Annotated in this window: 12 protein-coding genes; 5 read left to right on the forward strand and 7 right to left on the reverse strand. The window is 30.8% G+C overall.

The features are described 5' to 3' along the window. Positions 1 to 34: 34 nt before the first annotated feature. Positions 35 to 406 carry a PleD family two-component system response regulator gene (locus tag M4I23_RS07125; protein WP_158851819.1) on the reverse strand — a complete coding sequence of 124 codons (372 nt, stop codon included), beginning with the start codon at positions 404 to 406 and terminating at the stop codon, positions 35 to 37. A gap of 182 nt (positions 407 to 588) precedes the next feature. On the opposite strand from M4I23_RS07125, the gene M4I23_RS07130 reads away from it, so the two are divergent. Genes M4I23_RS07130 through M4I23_RS07140 form a run of 3 tightly spaced genes read left to right on the forward strand, consistent with a single transcriptional unit; the run spans position 589 to position 6,406 of the window. Beyond that, positions 589 to 3,678 carry a hypothetical protein gene (locus tag M4I23_RS07130; RefSeq protein WP_249753935.1) on the forward strand — a complete coding sequence of 1,030 codons (3,090 nt, stop codon included), beginning with the start codon at positions 589 to 591 and terminating at the stop codon, positions 3,676 to 3,678. Next, complete coding sequence (locus M4I23_RS07135; RefSeq protein ID WP_249753936.1) at positions 3,678 to 4,895, forward strand: hypothetical protein; 1,218 nt, start codon at positions 3,678 to 3,680, stop codon at positions 4,893 to 4,895. Before M4I23_RS07130 ends, M4I23_RS07135 begins: the two co-directional genes overlap by 1 nt. Beyond that, positions 4,889 to 6,406, forward strand: a complete 1,518-nt coding sequence (locus tag M4I23_RS07140) for a glycoside hydrolase family 2 TIM barrel-domain containing protein (RefSeq protein WP_249753937.1) — start codon at positions 4,889 to 4,891, stop codon at positions 6,404 to 6,406. Before M4I23_RS07135 ends, M4I23_RS07140 begins: the two co-directional genes overlap by 7 nt. Before the next feature lie 2 nt (positions 6,407 to 6,408). Here M4I23_RS07140 and M4I23_RS07145 read toward each other — a convergent pair whose 3' ends face one another. The 3 genes from M4I23_RS07145 to M4I23_RS07155 form a co-directional block, all read right to left on the reverse strand. Continuing rightward, positions 6,409 to 7,611, reverse strand: a complete 1,203-nt coding sequence (locus M4I23_RS07145; protein WP_249753938.1) for a glycosyltransferase — start codon at positions 7,609 to 7,611, stop codon at positions 6,409 to 6,411. Between the two features lie 227 nt (positions 7,612 to 7,838). Beyond that, the gene (locus M4I23_RS07150) at positions 7,839 to 9,089 is read right to left on the reverse strand and encodes an oligosaccharide flippase family protein (protein ID WP_199269855.1); all 1,251 of its coding nucleotides are present in this window, start codon (positions 9,087 to 9,089) and stop codon (positions 7,839 to 7,841) included. 190 nt (positions 9,090 to 9,279) lie between these two features. After that, on the reverse strand, positions 9,280 to 10,458 hold the full coding sequence (locus M4I23_RS07155; RefSeq protein WP_158849334.1) for a glycosyltransferase: 1,179 nt from the start codon (positions 10,456 to 10,458) through the stop codon (positions 9,280 to 9,282). A 244-nt stretch (positions 10,459 to 10,702) separates the two neighbouring features. Here M4I23_RS07155 and M4I23_RS07160 point away from each other — a divergent pair, with 244 nt between their 5' ends. Both M4I23_RS07160 and M4I23_RS07165 read left to right on the forward strand, forming a co-directional pair. After that, positions 10,703 to 11,839 (forward strand): response regulator, encoded by a 1,137-nt coding sequence (locus tag M4I23_RS07160; protein WP_158851815.1) that lies wholly within the window; start codon positions 10,703 to 10,705, stop codon positions 11,837 to 11,839. A gap of 169 nt (positions 11,840 to 12,008) precedes the next feature. After that, positions 12,009 to 14,069, forward strand: coding sequence for a tetratricopeptide repeat protein (locus M4I23_RS07165; protein WP_249753939.1), 2,061 nt, complete (start codon positions 12,009 to 12,011; stop codon positions 14,067 to 14,069). A 551-nt stretch (positions 14,070 to 14,620) separates the two neighbouring features. On the opposite strand, the gene M4I23_RS07170 is transcribed toward M4I23_RS07165, so the two are convergent. The 3 genes from M4I23_RS07170 to M4I23_RS07180 form a co-directional block, all read right to left on the reverse strand. Continuing rightward, positions 14,621 to 17,236, reverse strand: a complete 2,616-nt coding sequence (locus M4I23_RS07170) for a T9SS type A sorting domain-containing protein (RefSeq protein WP_249753940.1) — start codon at positions 17,234 to 17,236, stop codon at positions 14,621 to 14,623. Positions 17,237 to 17,357: 121 nt separating this feature from the next. Further along, entirely contained in the window at positions 17,358 to 17,852 is a 495-nt protein-coding gene (locus M4I23_RS07175; protein WP_249753941.1) for a CAP domain-containing protein, read from the reverse strand. 228 nt (positions 17,853 to 18,080) lie between these two features. Next, a complete protein-coding gene (locus M4I23_RS07180; protein ID WP_158849326.1) occupies positions 18,081 to 18,794 on the reverse strand; it encodes a LytTR family DNA-binding domain-containing protein in 714 nt (237 codons plus the stop codon). Between the last annotated feature and the right edge of the window lies 1 nt (position 18,795).

An 18,795-nucleotide genomic window follows, 5' to 3' on the forward strand; every position in this document is an offset into this window, starting at 1 on the left:
ATTTTTTATTGTAGGTTAAGGTTAATAGAAATGGTTAATGGGTTCTGAAATAAATATTAATACGTTTAATACGATTACAAATCTCACTTAAACTTATTGGTTTTTTTATATAATCGCTAATTCCTAATTTGAATCCTTCGGACATAACTTCTATACTTGTATTTCCAGATAGCACGATAATTGGAATAGAGGAATTTTTAATCTTTCTAACATACCTGATATATTCTAATCCTGAAAATTTAGGCATATTGATATCGACAATAATTAAATCTGGTTTGAATGACCCAAATAATTCGGTCCCTTTTTTAGGATTGGTTGTGGTACAGACTTTATATCCTAATTCCTCTAATCTTTTGCTTAAGGGAAGCAAAACTAATTGGTCATCGTCGATGGCTAATATTTTCATTTTTACTAATTTTAATAATGGATTACCTGACAAAAATACATTTGAAGAGGCGTTTAAAATTAATATTTAGCCTAAGGAATGAAGAACTGTAGACGAATGGTAGATTTGTATAGATAAATAAATTATGTACCGTAATTAAATTATTTATCTTTACCATGTAGTTACTACCTGTCAAGTCATTAATGAAAGAAACCTCAAATAAATTCTTAATCACGGCCATCCTTTTAGGGTTAGCCTTTCATGGTAGTGCTATCTTTTTCACTTTGGAAACCACGTATGATGCATTAATACACTTGTTTTTTGCAGATCATTATGCAAATAGTTGGTTCGAACCTTGGAATTACGAATGGTATACAGGGTTTACGGTACAAAGTTATCCGCCCTTAGTTCACCAATCTATAGCACTATTGTCTATGATTGGTGGGTTGAAATTTGGAATGTTCAGTGTTGCTCTTATTGCTATTGTTCTATTTATTACCGGAGCTTATCGCTTTTCTTTAATGATGACGGCCAGCAAAACAGTTGCTGGTTATGCAGCAGTTTTAGCTGTATTCTCGTCTTCATTTGTAGAAACACTCCATATTTTTGGACAATTACCAAGTATTATTGGTGTTTCTGTTTTAATGCACGCCTTACCAGAAATTTATTTATGGTTAAAAACAGGTAAGAAATGGTACTTAGCGACATCTTTATCATTAATAGCTGTAACGGTTACATCTCATCACGTTACACCTATTTTCGGGATGATCTTTTTCATCTTTCCTTTAATAGGGATGGTTATAATGGATGTTTCGAGAGAGCAAGTCAACTCGATGAAAGAAGTAACCTTTAAAGTGTTTTTAAATAGTTTTTTCAAACTCTTTAAGCGTATAATTAGTTTCGGGATGTTATCGTTAGTGCTAATCATAGGTTGCATTTTTCCATATTGGTTAAACTCAAAGGCCAACCCAATTACCCAAGTTCCAATCCCTCATGGTTCCCGAGATAATTTTTTAGAAATCACTTCGTCTGGATTGGTGTTCTTTTTAATCCCTTGGGGAATTTTACTCATATTATTGCCTTATATATTTTACCGATACTACAGTAAACGATATATGTTTTTTGGTTTATCCATAACCATTTGCACCATTTTAGGAACTGGAGGTACTACGCCTGTACCACTAAAAATGTTAGGTGAAACTGCTTTTAATATTTTAACGCTTGATAGGTTTACGCTTTGGGCCTCCATTTTATCGATACCCATGTTAGGCGAATTCACCTATCGTTTTGTGGAAGGCGATTTAAAAGAATTAATACAAACTAAACTTGGCGCTATTTACCATCGTATTATTGGTGGAATACTAGCTGGATTATTAGTGTTTATGGTAATATTCACCATGAGTTTAAATTATTTTAGACCATCGCAACCACAGAAAATAAAGATGCTCCCAATCGTGAATTTTTTAAATCAAGATGATCACGACAAATGGCGTTTTTTAACACTTGGTTTTGGCGACCAAATGGCTTGGTTAAGTGCACAAACTAATGCGATGACGGTAGATGGAAACTATCACTCTGCAAGGCGATTACCCGAATTAACAACCAGACCAATAGAACGTTTAGAGAACTCAAAATTTAAAGGTGTTGCGGGTATTGGATCTTTACAACAGTTTTTAACAACACCCGAAAAATATAACCTCAAGTATATATTTTCTAACGATAAATTTTACGACCCTATTCTCTACTTCTGTGGTTGGCAACGTTTACGTCAATTAGAAAATGGAATTATGGTTTGGGAACGCCTTAACATCCCTCCTGTCTCTGCTATTTTACCAAAAGAAGATGTTGCAAAATGGATTAAAATTATTTGGGGTGTTATTCCTTTTTTAACTGTTTTAGTTGCTTTTGTACTTAACATACAAATGCTTTGGGTAAACATGCTAAAAACACGAGTAAAACCCATTCCAGACTTTTTAAAATACCCTGTTACTTATAATAAGTTTTCACGAACCGTTTTACGTATTACTCATATTTGGTCGTTCATTTTGGCCATTGTGTTATTTTATGGTATTTATTTATTCTACCTAAAAAACGATTCGCAACGTAGTCCTGAGAATGCAATTATTGCCTATTACGATGCTTTAGATTTTAAAGAATTTGAAAAAGCATATAGTTTAGTGGATCCAGAAAGTAAATTACCTATAGCCCAATATATGCTAGAAATTTCGGTGACTGATGGCTTATTAAGTAGTTATGCTAAAATGGATGCTATAGAGACTGAAATTACAAAATATAACGACAGTACAGTCTCTGCAAAAGTGACTACGAATTGGATTACACCTTTAGAAAAAATTGAAAAAACAGATTATAAATCGCTATCTAAACGGAAAGGAAAATGGTATTTACAACCAGACGATTTAAACAACGATTTACCACCAGATCAACTATACTCTGCCAATACCACAAAATATTTTAACCAAGGTAGACGCCGCATTACAACCGAGCAAACACACCATGAGGATATACTAAAACAACCTGTTTTAGAAGTACTTTCGGCCAAATTAGTAAAGTATGATGGCAGTTATGCCATTATTGGTGAAGTTCAAAATATAGACAATGTTCCTGCAGATGTTATTTTAAAAGGAACCTTGTATAATGATGACAATAAACAACTAGCAACCTACAATGCAAAATATCATATTAAGCATAAGTTGATGCCTAAAGAATCTAGTAGTTTTCGTATTAATTTTGAAGGTATAGCTTGGTCTAAAACACAAGATTCTATTCCTGATACGTTTAACCCAGATGAATTTACACCTATTGCTTTTGAAGAACAACCAACAAAATTCAACCTACAAATAGCAGGAAATGTGTCTGGTTCTGATTTATATAAAAATGTAGTGTTGAGTGCTATTAATATTAAAAACGGAACTATAAACGGGAACTTATTTAATAGCGGAATTCAGGAAATAACCATTCCACAACTTTTAATTACCTATTATGATGCGAATAAGAATATGGTTTGGGTAGACCATTTATTTGTAAAAGCAGGAATCAGGCAGCAACGCAAACAAGCTTTTGAATACCAAATTTTAAAAGATGGCCGAGTGAAAATTATTAATGATGATATGAAAAATATTTTTGTAAATGGTTTACCAAACAATGCTATTGCTAGTAAAATAGTACCAGATAGAATTAAAAACCACAGCGATGCACAATTACAAAAAATTGATCATCCAGAATTTAGTTATATTAAAATTGAAATTAACACGTACATAGGAAGTCCAAATTAATGCAGTTAAAACATATATACATATTCGTTTTAGGTTTAATTTTATTATCATCTTTTGCTGTCGTGCAACAAAATAAAACGGCAAATAAAATAGAGTTGCTAACCTCACAAACCAATTATGAAGCTGGCAGCAAAATTGTTTTAAAATTCTCAACTACAGAAACTTCAAAACCTTTATTGTATTGTTCAAATAGCTATGGTTCTACTTTAGTGTCACCAAATTTAGAAAGCAACACACTTCAATATACTCTTCCACAAACTATCAGTAAAAAAATAGGTGCCGTTAATTGGAAAATATTGGATACTATTGAATCTATTACAGGTACAATCAAAATAACACCCAGAAAAGAAGTTGCAACTATGGAGACATATATAGGGCCACCAAGTATTGAAGCTGGTGGAACGGATTATACTATGCTGGTTGTTATTCCAACAGATTCTTTAGATAACCCTTTAGCTGAAAACTCTTTAGTAAAAGCAAAACATCAATTTTTAGCTTCCGAAGAAAACAATGATATTTTCACTAAAAATTTAATTGCTTATAAAAATATAAATTCTAAAAAAGAAAGCGGCAGAATGTTAGTGTCCTCTGAAAGTTTAGGTATCAATTCTAAAGAATTTACTATAAATATAAAAGCTGCAATTCCAACCGATTTCACTATTTCGGCAAAGCGACCTCATGATTATGCAGATGGAAATCAAGTCACTACATTTTCAACATCTATAATAAAAGACAAGCAAGGCAATGTGGTTAGTGATGGTACATTTGTTACGTTTTTTATCACCAATGCTGACGAAAATATTTTAAAAACTACAGGAACTACTATTGAAGGTGTGGCGCATGCTAAAATAATTCATCCAAATTTCAAAGATACTTGGAGTATCAAAGCTTACATTGATGGCATGTCTGAAAGCAAAATAATATCACTTAAATACAAACAAGTTATTGAAGATTTTGATATTGCGTTTTCAGAAAAAAACAGAAAAATAACGATAGGGCCTTTGCAAAGTTTTATGCTACAAATGATTCCTGATGGTTTACAAGTAAAACTTAAAATTTATAAACACAATTTACTTATAGATACGCTTACAAAAACATCATATAATGGCTATGTTAACTTTATTTTAAAACCTGCTATTTATGAAAATGGCGATTATAATTTTAGAATTGAAACTGCTGGAAAAACAAAAGAATCCAATACAAAAAAACTATGGTAGGGCTTAACAAAAACATACTACGTACCATACTAGTAGCATCATATATTATAATTATTGCTCTAATAATTTATGGTGTTAGCGCCTTATTCAGTTATCTAAATACGGGAGCAGACCGAAGTAAAATGTTGCATACTGAAATAAAAAAAATAGAACAATATTTACCTAAAATTGTTTGGGAACCTTTAAATAATGAAGGCAGACCAATGGATAACCAAAATCTAAAGGCTTTAGAAAACGACTATTTAGATGCTTGGTATGTTAAGCAAGTTGCCTACAGCAGTAATTCGATAGCTGGCATCAAAGATTATTATACAGATAGTGCCAAAGAAAATATTTTTGATTTTATTGAACGCAATAAAGATGAAAACATCAATATTGAAGCAACCACTTTAAACCACAATCCTACTTTAGAGTTTTTTAGTGAGGATGGACAATTAGCAGTCGTTACAGATAGAAATGTTGTCGAGTTTAAACGTGTTTTTAAAGCCAAAAAATTAGTTTTAGAAACCACAGAAACATCTACGTATAAAATAGTATTTTTATTAGAGGATGGTTTTTGGCGTATTAGGCATTTGGTAAAAGAAAACAGTGAACTATATAAAGTTGAAGCTGCACCAATTGAAACTAACGGGCTAACCATTAAAGGCATTAATTACTATCCGCAGGCAACCCCTTGGAATATGTTTGGCGATGCTTTTGCAAAAGACACCATAGCAAAAGACTTTAAAATTATAAAAGATGCTGGCTTAAGTTCGGTGCGGATTTTTGTGCAATATGATGACTTCGGGAAAGCAAAAGTGAACCCACTAAAATTAGAGAAATTAAAACAAACTTTAGATGCTGCAGAAGAAAATAACCTGAAAGTAGTTTTAACATTGTTCGATTTTTACGGTGATTATTCAGTTTTAAACTGGACTTTAAATCAGCGTCACGCAGAAAAAATTATTGAAACCTTTAAAAACCATAACGCACTATTAGCTTGGGACATTAAAAACGAACCCAATTTGGATTTTGATTCTCGTGGAGAAACATTAGTTACTGCATGGTTAGATAAAATGATCGATTTAGTGAAAACAATAGACCCAAAGCATCCTGTAACAATTGGGTGGTCTAATATTGAAAGCGCTACTATTCTAAAAGACAAATTAGACCTTATTAGTTTTCATTATTATGAAGATTTGGATGATTTAGAATTAGCCTTTAGAAATTTAAAACTAGAAGTTTCAAATAAGCCTATTGCTATCACCGAATTCGGGTTATCATCTTACAAAGGTTTATGGAATCCTTTTGGAAATAATGAAAAAGACCAGAGCGAATATCATAAAAAATGCCAAACTATTTTTAGTAATAATACCATCAGTTTTATGTCTTGGACACTTTACGACTTTGTAGAAATACCAAAGGAAGTCGTTGGACGACTTCCTTGGCGCAAGCGAGCTCAAGAACATTTTGGTTTTATCAACAAAAATGGAGAGACTAAACCCGCTTTAAAATATATTTCTTCTAACTAATTTTAAACTATTAACATTACAGCTCTAGAAGGTATCTCCATAATTTTTTTAAAAGTATTTAAATATATTTCTGTTATTTCGGACATAGGATATCCCGTTGCTGCTTGATAATTAGCCTTTCCTAATTCACGTCTATAGATTTTATTTGTTACAATATTTTCAATCGCTTTTGCTAAGCTATCAACACTTGTAGGCTCAAAAAATTCACCGCGATATCCTTCATCTTGTATTAAAGAAGTCAAATCTCCTAAATCTGGCATAACCACAGCTTTACCATAACTTCCTGCTTGATGTAATACACCAGAACTACCTGTGGTAGATGTATAAGGAAACACAACTACAGCACTATCGTTAAATAATTTAGGCACTTCCTTTTCTTCCACATAACCGGTAAAACGAACTTGCGGCACGTGCTTATAATCTTCTTGTACTTTGGCTAAATAACCTGGTACGTTAGGATTATCTGTTCCTGCAATAACTACTTCTAAATCTAGACCTGTAGATTCTCTAACTTTTTCTACAGCCTCAATCATCCCTTCTACTTTCTTATAAGTTCCAAATTTTCCGAATGTCATAATTTGCATCGGTCCAACTGGTACATTAAAATCTGGTTTTTCAGGAATTTCAAAAGTACCATGAGGAATTAATTTCACGTTTTTGGCGTTGTATTTCTTTTCTAAAATATCTACATATTTTTGCATGGTTACAGCAACCGTATCAGCTTGTAGAATTAAACGGGTTAAACTAGATCCTATAAAGCCATAAACTTTCTGCATCACCTTATTTTTTGTAAACCCTGCGCTTCCTAAATCAACTTCTTCTAAAATATTATGTAATAAAACAATACTTGGTATTTTTTTTAACTTACAAACTAAAGGCAACATTAAACCTAAAGCAGCCGCTACTTTTTTATCACCAAACTTCATAAACTGTAAATTAAATAATACAGCATCTGGATTTACACGACTTATTGCATTGGTAACGTTTAAAATATTACTATAACTATTAAACTCCCAACACTCTTCTATTGTAATTTTACATCCATCTTCGGTAAAAACAACATCTTTATGCTCATAAGTTTTATCGGTTAATAAAACCAATTCTGTTACGTCTTCTTTCTGTCTAAAGTGTTTTACCAAATGGTATGCATACTCGTTTAAGGTTACTTTACTTGGAGGGTATGCAGTTACTATTGCTAGTTTCATTATAAGTTTTAATTAATTTTTACACTGCAAATTTGCAATATTAAAAAGAGTAAAACAGTTGTCTTTAGATAGATTACCAATTGCTGCAGACGAATGGAATATCACTATAGATTAACTATAACTGATTGTTATAGGTATTATTGCTATTATAATTCTTTTACTTTTATAAAATAAAAAAACCTCTAGAATAAGCTAGAGGTTTCTGTTTTTGAATTGTTATAGGTTAACTATTTTTCAGTTTTCGATTTATATTCAAAAAAGAAAAATGACAGCTGTATAATTAACAATAAAACCATTGCTATAATTTGCATGTGTACTACTTGCTCTAAACTATCATGATAAAAAATAACCAATCCCATTTGTAGCATCCCGAATATACCAGATATAACTACGGGAATATATTTATCTAAAGATAAATAGTAATAAGCGAAAATATTAGATATAGCAAACATAGATGTTGCAATCGCGTATTGCCATAATAAAGGTGCCATAGCTATATAACTATCACCAAAAAGCAATGTTATAATAGTTTCTGGAAAACATAAACAAACCACTATTATGCATATTGAAATAGCGGCAATATAGCCTACATATTTAAAAAGCGTTGGCGCAGTTTCTTTCCCTTCTTTTTTTAGTTGAACTACTGTTGGTAATAAGAGCATAACAAACATCCAAGCGATAAAGTAAACAATTCTACCTATTAAAGCTAAAGAAGCATATAAACCAGCTTCATAAGACTCAAAGTAATGCTTAACTAAAAGTATATCACTATTGTTTATAATGATTTGTGTGAGCTCATAAAATGCAGTAATCATAAAGAAACTCCTTATGTCTTTTGAATGTGTATCACTTAATATTAAGGCCTTCTTCGGAATTAGAGTAGGAAATCTAAACGGTATCAATCCAAACACAAAAGAAACGACAATACCAATAGCAATAACCACTGACGATTGTATATCAAAAATTAAGATAAGTCCTAACGTTATAATTAAACGACTTAACATCTCACTTTGATAGGTAATCGACAAAGATTTAAATGCTTTTTTTCCCTGATAAACACCACGATTTACACTCATTAAAAAGTATAACGGAACACCACAACCAAAAATAAGAAACATATTTGATGAAGATGTGTTAAATAGGTTTTGCAATTGGTTTGAAAAAATGATAATGAGTACTCCCATTATAACACCAACCAAAAGTGCATTTTTATATATTTTGGAAACGAAACTTTTAAAAATTTCGTTCTCAAAAAGTACTGAGAATTTTGCTGTTACTAATTGAAACGTCATGGCAGCAAAACTCAATACTAACAAAAATGTAATAAGAACTGCCGCATCTGCAAATTGAGCTGGTCCTAATACACGACCTAGAATTAAATTATACAAATAATTACCACCGTTTACTATTAGAACACTTAACATAAAGAATTGCTCTGGAGTAATTTTTTTAGATTTTAAAGTGCTTAAAATTTGCATGCCTTTTGTTTTAAAAATTAATGTTCTATTAATTATGCCAATACCTACAAACACTTTATTATAAGATCTTTATTTCTATTACAAATATCTCTTAATAATCAATGGCGTGCTTTTATATTTCGGTGAATTACGTTTAGCTTTAGATGAATAGATCTATTATCAAAATAAAAGCTATACATTATTTTAAAAATTATTTTTCGCTAATAATTTTATTAAAGGTATCTATATACATTTGAGCTATATGTGACATAGGATGTGCCGTTGCTGCTTTGTAATTTACACGTCCTAATTCTATCCTATAAGCGTCATTAGTAACAATATTTTCAATAGCTTTAGCTAAACTAGCTACAGATGTTGGATCGAAAAATTCTCCTTGATAGCCTTCATCTTTAACTAATAGCGCTAAATCTCCTAAATCTGGCATAATTACAGCCTTACCATAACTACCTGCTTGATGTAACACACCAGAACTACCTGTGGTAGATGTATAAGGAAAGACAACAACCGTGCTTTCATTAAATAAAATAGGAACTGAATATTCTTCAACATAACCCGTAAAACGAATTTGCGGTATATGCTTATAATCATCTTTTACTTTAGCTAAATATCCTGGAACATTAGGGTTATCTGTACCAGCGATAACAACCTCTAGATTTAAACCTGTAGACTCCCTAACCTTCGCAACGGCTTCTATCATATTCTCAACTTTTTTATAAGTGCCAAATTTACCAAAAGCCATCACTTGCATAGGATTTGTAGGTACTTTATAATCTGGCTCATCTGGAATTTCAAACGTACCATGCGGTATTAATTTAACATTATTAACGTTATATTTAGGTTGTAAAATATCAACATACTTCTGCATAGTAACAGCAACAGTATCTGCTTTAAGAATTAATTTAGTTAAAGTTGTTCCTATAAAACCATATAGTTTTTGCATCACTTTATTAGATGTAAAACCAGCACTTCCTAAGTCTACTTCTTCTAAAATATTATGCAATAACACAATATTTGGTATCTTTTTAAGCTTACATACTAAGGGTAACATCAATCCCAATGCTGCTGCTATTTTTTTGTCACCAAATTTCATGAATTGTAAATTAAATAAAACAGCATCTGGTTGTGTCTTATTTATTGCTTTGGTAACATTTAATATGTTCGAATAGCTATTAAAAGACCAACACTCTTTAACCGTAATTTTACACCCAGCTTCTTCAAATTCAATATCCTTTGCTCCTTCTGTAAAATCGCATAATAATATTAATTCTGTTATTGCTTTGTTTTGCCTGAAAGATTTAACTAAATGATAGGCATATTCGGTTAAAGTAACTTTACTTGGTGGGTATGCGGTTATAATGGCTAACTTCATAATAAGTTCGTTTGGTTCATTTTTATTTGTTCTAATAACTAAGAAATAAATCCTTAAATAAAGACAAATTAATTAGGTCAATTATACTATATCCTACATTAAAACGTGTAAATATAACACTTTGTCGATAAATAAATCAAAATTATAATATCTTTCTTTCAATAAAATATTACATTTACAACTTGATAATACACTTTCAAATAAAATGTTAAAATAAAAAATTAAACAAAAACCTAAAATCATGATAAAAATTCTAGCCATAGATGATCAGCAATTAATTCTGTTATCATTAGAAAAGCATTTAACCGATTTAGGCTTTGATATAAAATGTGCTGACAGCGGAGAAAAAGGCTTAGATCTTTTCGACACGTTTAAACCAGATATCGTTATTGTAGATATTAATATGGATGGCATGTCTGGATTAGAGGTTGTAAAGAAAATTAGAATTGAAAAAAAATCTGATACAAAAATTTTAGTACTTTCTGGAAATACTGATGATGATACCATTATTGATGGCTTTGACTTAGGTATTGATGATTACATGAAAAAACCCGTATCTCTTAACGAAGTAACTGTAAGGATATCTAGAATATTTGGGTTAAAAACAGATAAGCTACAAAGTAAGACCACAAAAGATCAGATACTTCAAAAACGTTGTGTAGGTGTTGTTATTCCTTGTTATAATGAGGAAGATAGACTATTAAGTAAAGAGTTTATTGATTTTGTTGATAGTAATTTAGGCTATCATTTATGTTTTGTAAATGATGGTAGTACAGATAAAACTTTAGATGTTTTAAATGAATTACAAAAAGATAGAGAAAAAAATATAAGTATTTATAACTGTGAAAAAAATGGAGGAAAGGCTGAAGCCGTAAGACAAGGTGTATTACACTTGGCAAAAGACCCTCAATTAGATTATATAGGGTATTTAGATGCCGATTTATCAACAGATTTTAGAGATTTTGACGATCTAGTTAAAACCATAGAAACCACAGATTTTAAAATTGTTAGTGGCTCCAGAATGACAAGAATGGGTGCCAATATTGCTAAAGAATCTGCCCGTGCAATAATAAGTAAAACAATAAACCTTATAATTAGAACCATCTTGGGTATGTCATTCAATGATACACAATGTGGCGCAAAAATTATGGATAAAGATATTGTTAATATTATGTTTAAAGATAAGTTTATTACGCGTTGGATTTTTGATGTTGAAATCTTTATGAGAATGCGAAATCATTACGGAAAGCAAAAAGCAATTTCATACATCTGTGAACAACCTCTTAAAAGATGGGTTCATGCCGATGGATCTAAACTATCCATGAGAGACTCTGTTCAAATTGTTGGACAACTTGGACAAATAGCATTACATTATAGATAAAAAAAGTCCTTTTTCTTATAAAACTTTAAAATTAATACTAATTTATTTCTAACAGAAATATGGCATAATAATCAATGAAAAGCATTTAATTTCTTTTAGTCTTATGTTACTCTAGAAGAATATTTCAATACTAATGATTAACTTGCACTTGTAATAAATTAAACACACTATGCTCTTTAAAAAGTTACTATTATTACTTGCCTTATTTATATCCTCGCTTACCTATGCACAGGATATGAAGGAAGGTTTTACCTATCTAGAAACTGGTAAATACGCAAAAGCAGAAACGTTTTTCGAAATAATTTTAAAGGATTATCCAGATAATAAAACAGCAAAATTATGCTATGGCCGTGCGGTTGGATTACTTGGAGAATCGGACAAGGCTGTTAATATATTTACAGAATTGTTAAGTTTATATCCAAACGATTTTGAAATAAAATTGAATTATGCAGAATCCCTACTTTGGGATAAAAATTATACCGATGCCAAGGCTTTTTATGAAATTTTAATAAAGGAAGATTCTAAATCCTTTCCAGCTCTTTTAGGTTATGCCAATACGTTATCAAACCTTAAATTATACCAAGAGGCTTTAACTTATGTAAACAAAGCTTTAGAAGTTTTACCAGGAAATCAAAATGCTTTAACCTCAAAAAAATATATCTATTTAGGATATGCATATCAAAATCAACAAGCTCAAAATTATGATGAAGCCGAACGTCTATTAAAAGAAAACTTAGTCCTTTTTGAAGATGATAAGGACACTTTACTAAATTTAGCCAACCTTTATCTAATTTCAGAAAATTTTGAAGAAGCCGAAACTACATACAACACCATAGCTAAAAACCCAGATAATAAAACAATTGCTTTAAACGGTTTAGCTTTAGTAAAACACTTAAAAGGCAAAGAAAAGGAAGCGCTTATAATAAGTGAAGAAGCTTATAGTTCTATCCCTAAATTAACCGATGCTTCAATAATACAACAAACCCAAGTACGCTATATTCAAGCTTTAATTTGGAATAAAAAATATAAAGATGCTCAAGTTTTAATTGATACTTTGATTGAAAAACACCCCAATGAAAACTGGATTTTAGCCTTACGAGCCACTTTAAATATCTACAAAAGTAATTTTAAAAATAGCGTTACAGATTATAACAGTATTTTAGAAAATGACGACAGTTCTTTCGATGGAAACTTAGGGAAAGCCAATGCGTTAAAAGCTATTGGAAAATATAGTGCAGCGTACAAATCTGCCGAAAACACGTTAACCTTTTACGATAAGCAAAAAGATGCTACCAATTTCATTAAAACATTAAATACAACCTTTACTCCTTTTTGGGAAACTAAAACATCTTATTCCTTTGATAATGGAGATAACAAAGCCTTCTCTGTTAATACAAATATTGAATTCCCAACTTCAACAAAATTTAAATGGTTGGCCAGCTATTCATATAGAACTACTAGTAATAAAGTAACGGATAATGATGCAACTTCTAACGATTTTTCATTAGGTCTCTCCTATCAGTTACTACCAAATATTACGTTTAAAGGTTTGGCCGGAGTTACTTCCGCGAAAGCTAATACGAGTGATTATACGCAATTAGTAAGCGATATTTCATTAAACATAAAACCTTTTAAACTTCAGGTTTTAGATATTGGATTTAAAAGTGAAATTCAAAGCTTTAATGCTGAATTATTAGATCGAGAAATCGTTATGAATAATCTTTACGCCAACTATAACTTAAGTACTAATTTTAACTTAGGTTGGTTTACACAGTATTTTTATACATGGCAAAACGATGATAATGCTAGAAATTTATTATTCACATCACTTTACTACAACATAATGAGTAAACCGGCATTAAAAGCAGGTTTAAATTACCAATATATTACCTTTAAAAACCAGGTACCAACTATATATTTTAGTCCGGAAACATTTAACGCAGTCGAAGTATTTGCGAACATAATAAAGGATGAAAGCATAACGAAACCAAAAGAATGGTTTTATGAGTTAACTGCTGCAACAGGTATACAGTATATTGAAGATGGTGGTAGCCAAAGTACTTACCGCATACAAGGAAAATTAGGTTATAAATTTTCTGAGCGTGCCTTACTGAATTTTTATGGTACACGAAGTAATATTGCTTCGGCAACAGCTGCTGGTTTTACATTTAACGAAATTGGTTTACGCTTTAAATGGCTATTGTTTGATAAACCCATTTTTAGAGAATAGACTTACTTAAATATGAATTCATGAAAAAAGGCACTATTAAATAGTGTCTTTTTTTGTTATAAAAATTCTGTCTAAAAAAAGTTAATCAAATTAAAAAGGTTCGCAATCAAAAACTATGCTTCATCTAATATATACTCAAAGAAGTTCTCACTAAAACACTTCTTAATTAATATGCAATAAATAGAGTCACAAATTCGGCTCTTTTAGTTAATAAGAATACTATTTTAATCATTAACTGCCTATCTTACTCTTTTATCAGTTAAGCAAATCCAACTCTATTTCATTTTAATAGTCATAAATCTTTCAATACACTTAACACAATTATTAATAAACAAGAACAACAACAATACTAACCTTCAAAATCTCACTTAAAGTAAACCCATAAAATCCTTTTGTATTAAGTTGGTAGCGAACAAAACCTGATTTATTAAAGTAAAGACAACAATTTAAAAGTACGCCTAATTTAATCGGTTAAACTAGAACTTATTTAAACAAAAAAATGGTAAAAAACTTACGTCTTTTACCATACTACAAGATTAATTTGCTATTAATTATTCTAGAAGTAGTTTTGTGGTTTTGTATGTAGATGTACTACTTTTTATTTTACAGAAATAGATGCCATTGCTTAAATTTCCACGGTGAAGTACAATTTCATTTTTACCTAGTTTTGAACTAAAAGGAATTTTATTTACTAAACTACCTAACTGATTATAAACTAAAAGTTCAACATTCTCTGCTTGTTCTGCTGTAAATTGAATACCTGTTTTAGAAGTCATTGGGTTAGGTATAGCTGCTGTAATTAAACCATTATCTTCTGATATTTTAGACACAGATAACGTTCCTGCTGTTGAGAAACGAAGTTGCTCTAAAGTCATTTCCTTTATAACTTCTTCTCCATTTTCGGCCAACATAGTAAATACAATAGATGTAACATCGCTAGCATCTAATGCTTCTCCATTACTAGATTCAAATTCTGAAAATGGTAATATGTAGCTTGCTATATCGTTAGTTAAATTAACTGAGGTTTTATATTGAGTTTCCCAGTTGGTAACACTCTCTTTTACTAATCTTACAATAAGTGTTCCTGTGCCTTTTGCTTCAAATTTAAAACTTTTATAGTCTGTTAAATCAATTGGATTAAACTTAGGAGTTAAAGCGCGATAAGCAGCTATGTATTCGCTAGTTTTAGCTTTTAACGTAATGTTACGTTCTATATTAAAATCTTCATCACTTAGTGCTTCTGTGTTTGCGGCTATTGTATATTCTGTAACTTGAGTACTAGGAGCAGCATCATCATAACCCCATGGACCGTCCGACATAAATAAATCGTCTGGAGTTTGAACGCCATCACCTATTCTAAATCCAATATCGAATAAGCTTCCTGCATCAACTTCAATATTAGAAATATAATCACCGGTTAAATTAATATTAGTTGAAACATACTCTACCTCGTGTGTTTCTGTTGTTCTTACACCACCATCAAAAACAACCGCTTCACTCCTATTTGTATTTACAATTTGAAGATTTAATTTACCGTTGTTATAATGACCTGTTCTAACAAATACCGTTGGAGGTGTTGAGTTATTATAATTATCAATTGGTTTTTGAACATCTAAAAGCTGAACAACTTCTTCTCCTAATTTTAATAAATCGTCTAACGAATTAGACCAGATTTGAAAGTTATAAAACCCTATATTATCTTCATATTTATCTAAATTCCAGTGGCTTTCAATTCCGAAGTTTTGATCGTTATTTATTGATTTTGCAGAAAGGCTTAATACAAACTCGACAGTACCTTCAATGGTTCTAATTAAAGATTTAATAAATTGGTGGTCGTTGATTTCTATAGTTGAAACTGAAATTAATTGCGCTCCTAATAAACGATCACAAATGTACTTTGTATGCTCATAAACACCATTTTCTGTTTTTAATAAAAGTATTGAAGCTACAGACTCATTATTTCTCATATAATCTACAGAATACACCTCTGTTGCATTTGTAATACCTATTAAATCTGTTGGAGAAGATTCGATAACATCATCTTCATTAATAACATCTAAAGGCATTAAATCTGACAATTGAAAAACACCATTTTTACTAGCCGTAGATCTTCCGTATTGTTTAGACTTAGCAAAACGTTTTGCTGTAGTTTGATTAAACTTATAATTACTTTTAGCTCTATTAAAATTTCTTTGGCTAATTTGTTGTGATAATCTATTATTACTTTCCAAACCACCATCGTTTCCGCTAGAAGTTGAGGAGAAAGATACCACAGGACAACCTGTATAACCAGAGCATGATGGATCTTCACAATCTATTAATCCATCTCCATCATCATCAATTCCGTTATCACAAATTTCTTGAGCAACTGGAGCTGTAGGGCAACGCGCTCCATCGTTACTTGCACTTGAAGGTCCAAATGCGAATAAGTTAGAGTCCATGGTAGATTCGGGGGTTAAATCTTGAACACTTTGTATTACGTAAATAGTTCCTGTTTGATTGGCTGATACGTAAAAACGACCATCGGCATCAAAATAAACAGCACCATATGTATAGTTTAATCCCGCTAAAATTGGAACTTCACCCAAACTTTCAACATTACTAGTTACCGGATTAATTCTATATAAAATATTAGACGTTTTTTCTAAAGCATATAAGTTACCATCTACAGCATTGAAAGCCCAATCATGAATACTAATATTCTGCGATAATGTTTCTGTAGATAAATATTTTGAATAATTAGCAGATTCTGGATTTAAATCTACTTTATAATAAGTGCTTCCGCCACCTTTCAAAAAATATATACCATCTGGATTAACATCTCCAATATATTTATTTTTAGTATCAATTTCAGGAATATTAAAAGATGTAGTTTTAAAATCTTTTCCTATTCTAACAATAGTTTGAGAAGGTGTACTTAAATATCCCCAAATATAACCATCTGCAGGATTGTAGGCAGTTGCATTAATATTTCCAGAAGTGATATTCTCCGCAGCAAGAAACGAATTTCCAGAAGCTAAATCAATCGCGTAAACATCGTTATATTGAAAAAGATAAGCACTATAATCACAATTAAAAGGTGTGTTTTGTGAAGAACTAATTAAACTAAATATCAGCGCAATAAGTACAAGTATTTTGTTTTTTAAGAAAGGTAATGCTGTTGTCATGATTTGGGTTTTTATGATAGAACAAATTTACTTTATAAATACGTTGAAAATTTTGTTTTTCGTTTACTTCGATTTTAGTGTAGACGAATGGTAGATTAATGTAGTTAAACCAATTTTGTAGTTATCTTTTTACAAAAATATTAGTGAAGTAATTTCTTCCATTTTCATCTTTTTTAGAAGAAATCCCCATATCTGTAAAGTTAGGATTTTCTAGATTTTTTCTATGTTCTTCGCTTTCCAACCAAGCTTTAACTAAAGTTTTTGCCGTACTAAAACCATATCCTACATTTTCGGAAACCACTATAGCTTTAGCATCCTTTTTTAGATTCTCGGAACGCACATAAAAAAAATCGTGACTCGGAGTTCCTTGTTTAACCATATAGGTATTATGAGAAATAGCTTCTTTAGAGGCTTTATTTAAAATATTTAATTCTACTAATCCTTGTGAAGTTCTATGTTCATTAATTAACTCAGCAATATCATAATCCATTTGGGTATATGTTACATTTATGGTTTCTGAATTATATTCCTCTGGCGCTGTAACATCTTCTTCTACAGAACAAGAGGTTAAAAAAGCGGATAATAAAACTGCAGTGATAAGTAATAATTTCTTCATCGTAATTGGATTAATTTGATGACAAAATTATAAGGAAAGACAGTTGAATTTTACATTTTTCGATTAGCTGAATTTGAAGTATCGACGAATGGTAAAACTTAAAAGATGAATACTTTTATCTACATTTCACCGATCTAATCACTAGAAATGAAGAAAAAAAGAACATTCTTTCATGTTTATGAAAGAATAAATTAGATAAAAAATATTTAATATTTTGATTTACAGCAATTAAAGCAAGTTCAAACGCTTCATAAGTTCTGGTCTGTTAGAACGACTTACAGGAATAACATCTTTTTTAATAAGTACACTATTATCTTCAATATCGATAATTTTTTTGATGTTTATAATGTAAGATCGGTGTACTTTTAAAAACAAATCATCAGGTAATTTGTCTTCGATCTTCTTTAATGTAGAATGTACTGTGTAGTTTTTGCCTTCTGTTTTAACTTGAATATAATCCCCTTTTGCTTCAATTAAATAAATACTTGGGATATCTATTTTTATCAAACGCCTATCAATATTTACATATAAATCATTACCCGAAGTCGTTTCTGTTTTTTCAGATTTTGAAATAGTTTTAATAGGTGTACTTTGCTTTGCTTCGGCTTTTAATATCGCTTTATCAAAACGTTCTTGAGATATTGGTTTCACCAAATAATCTACAATGCAATCGTACTCGAATGCCTGAATTGCAAAGTTAGGATCTGATGTTGTTAAAATTATTTTTGGTGGATTTTTTAAGGTATCAATAAAATCGAAACCTGTAAAATCTGGCATGTGTATATCTAAGAAAATTAAATCTACTTCATTTTGGTTTAAATATTTTATGGCTTGCATGGCATTAGGAAAATCTTCTAATACATTAAGACTCGGCACATTTGAGCATAGTTGAGAAATAATCATTCTAGCTGTAGCTTCGTCATCAATAACAATACAATTCATA

Source organism: Algibacter sp. L4_22 (assembly GCF_023473045.1).
In the GTDB taxonomy this organism is placed as follows: Bacteria; Bacteroidota; Bacteroidia; order Flavobacteriales; family Flavobacteriaceae; genus Algibacter.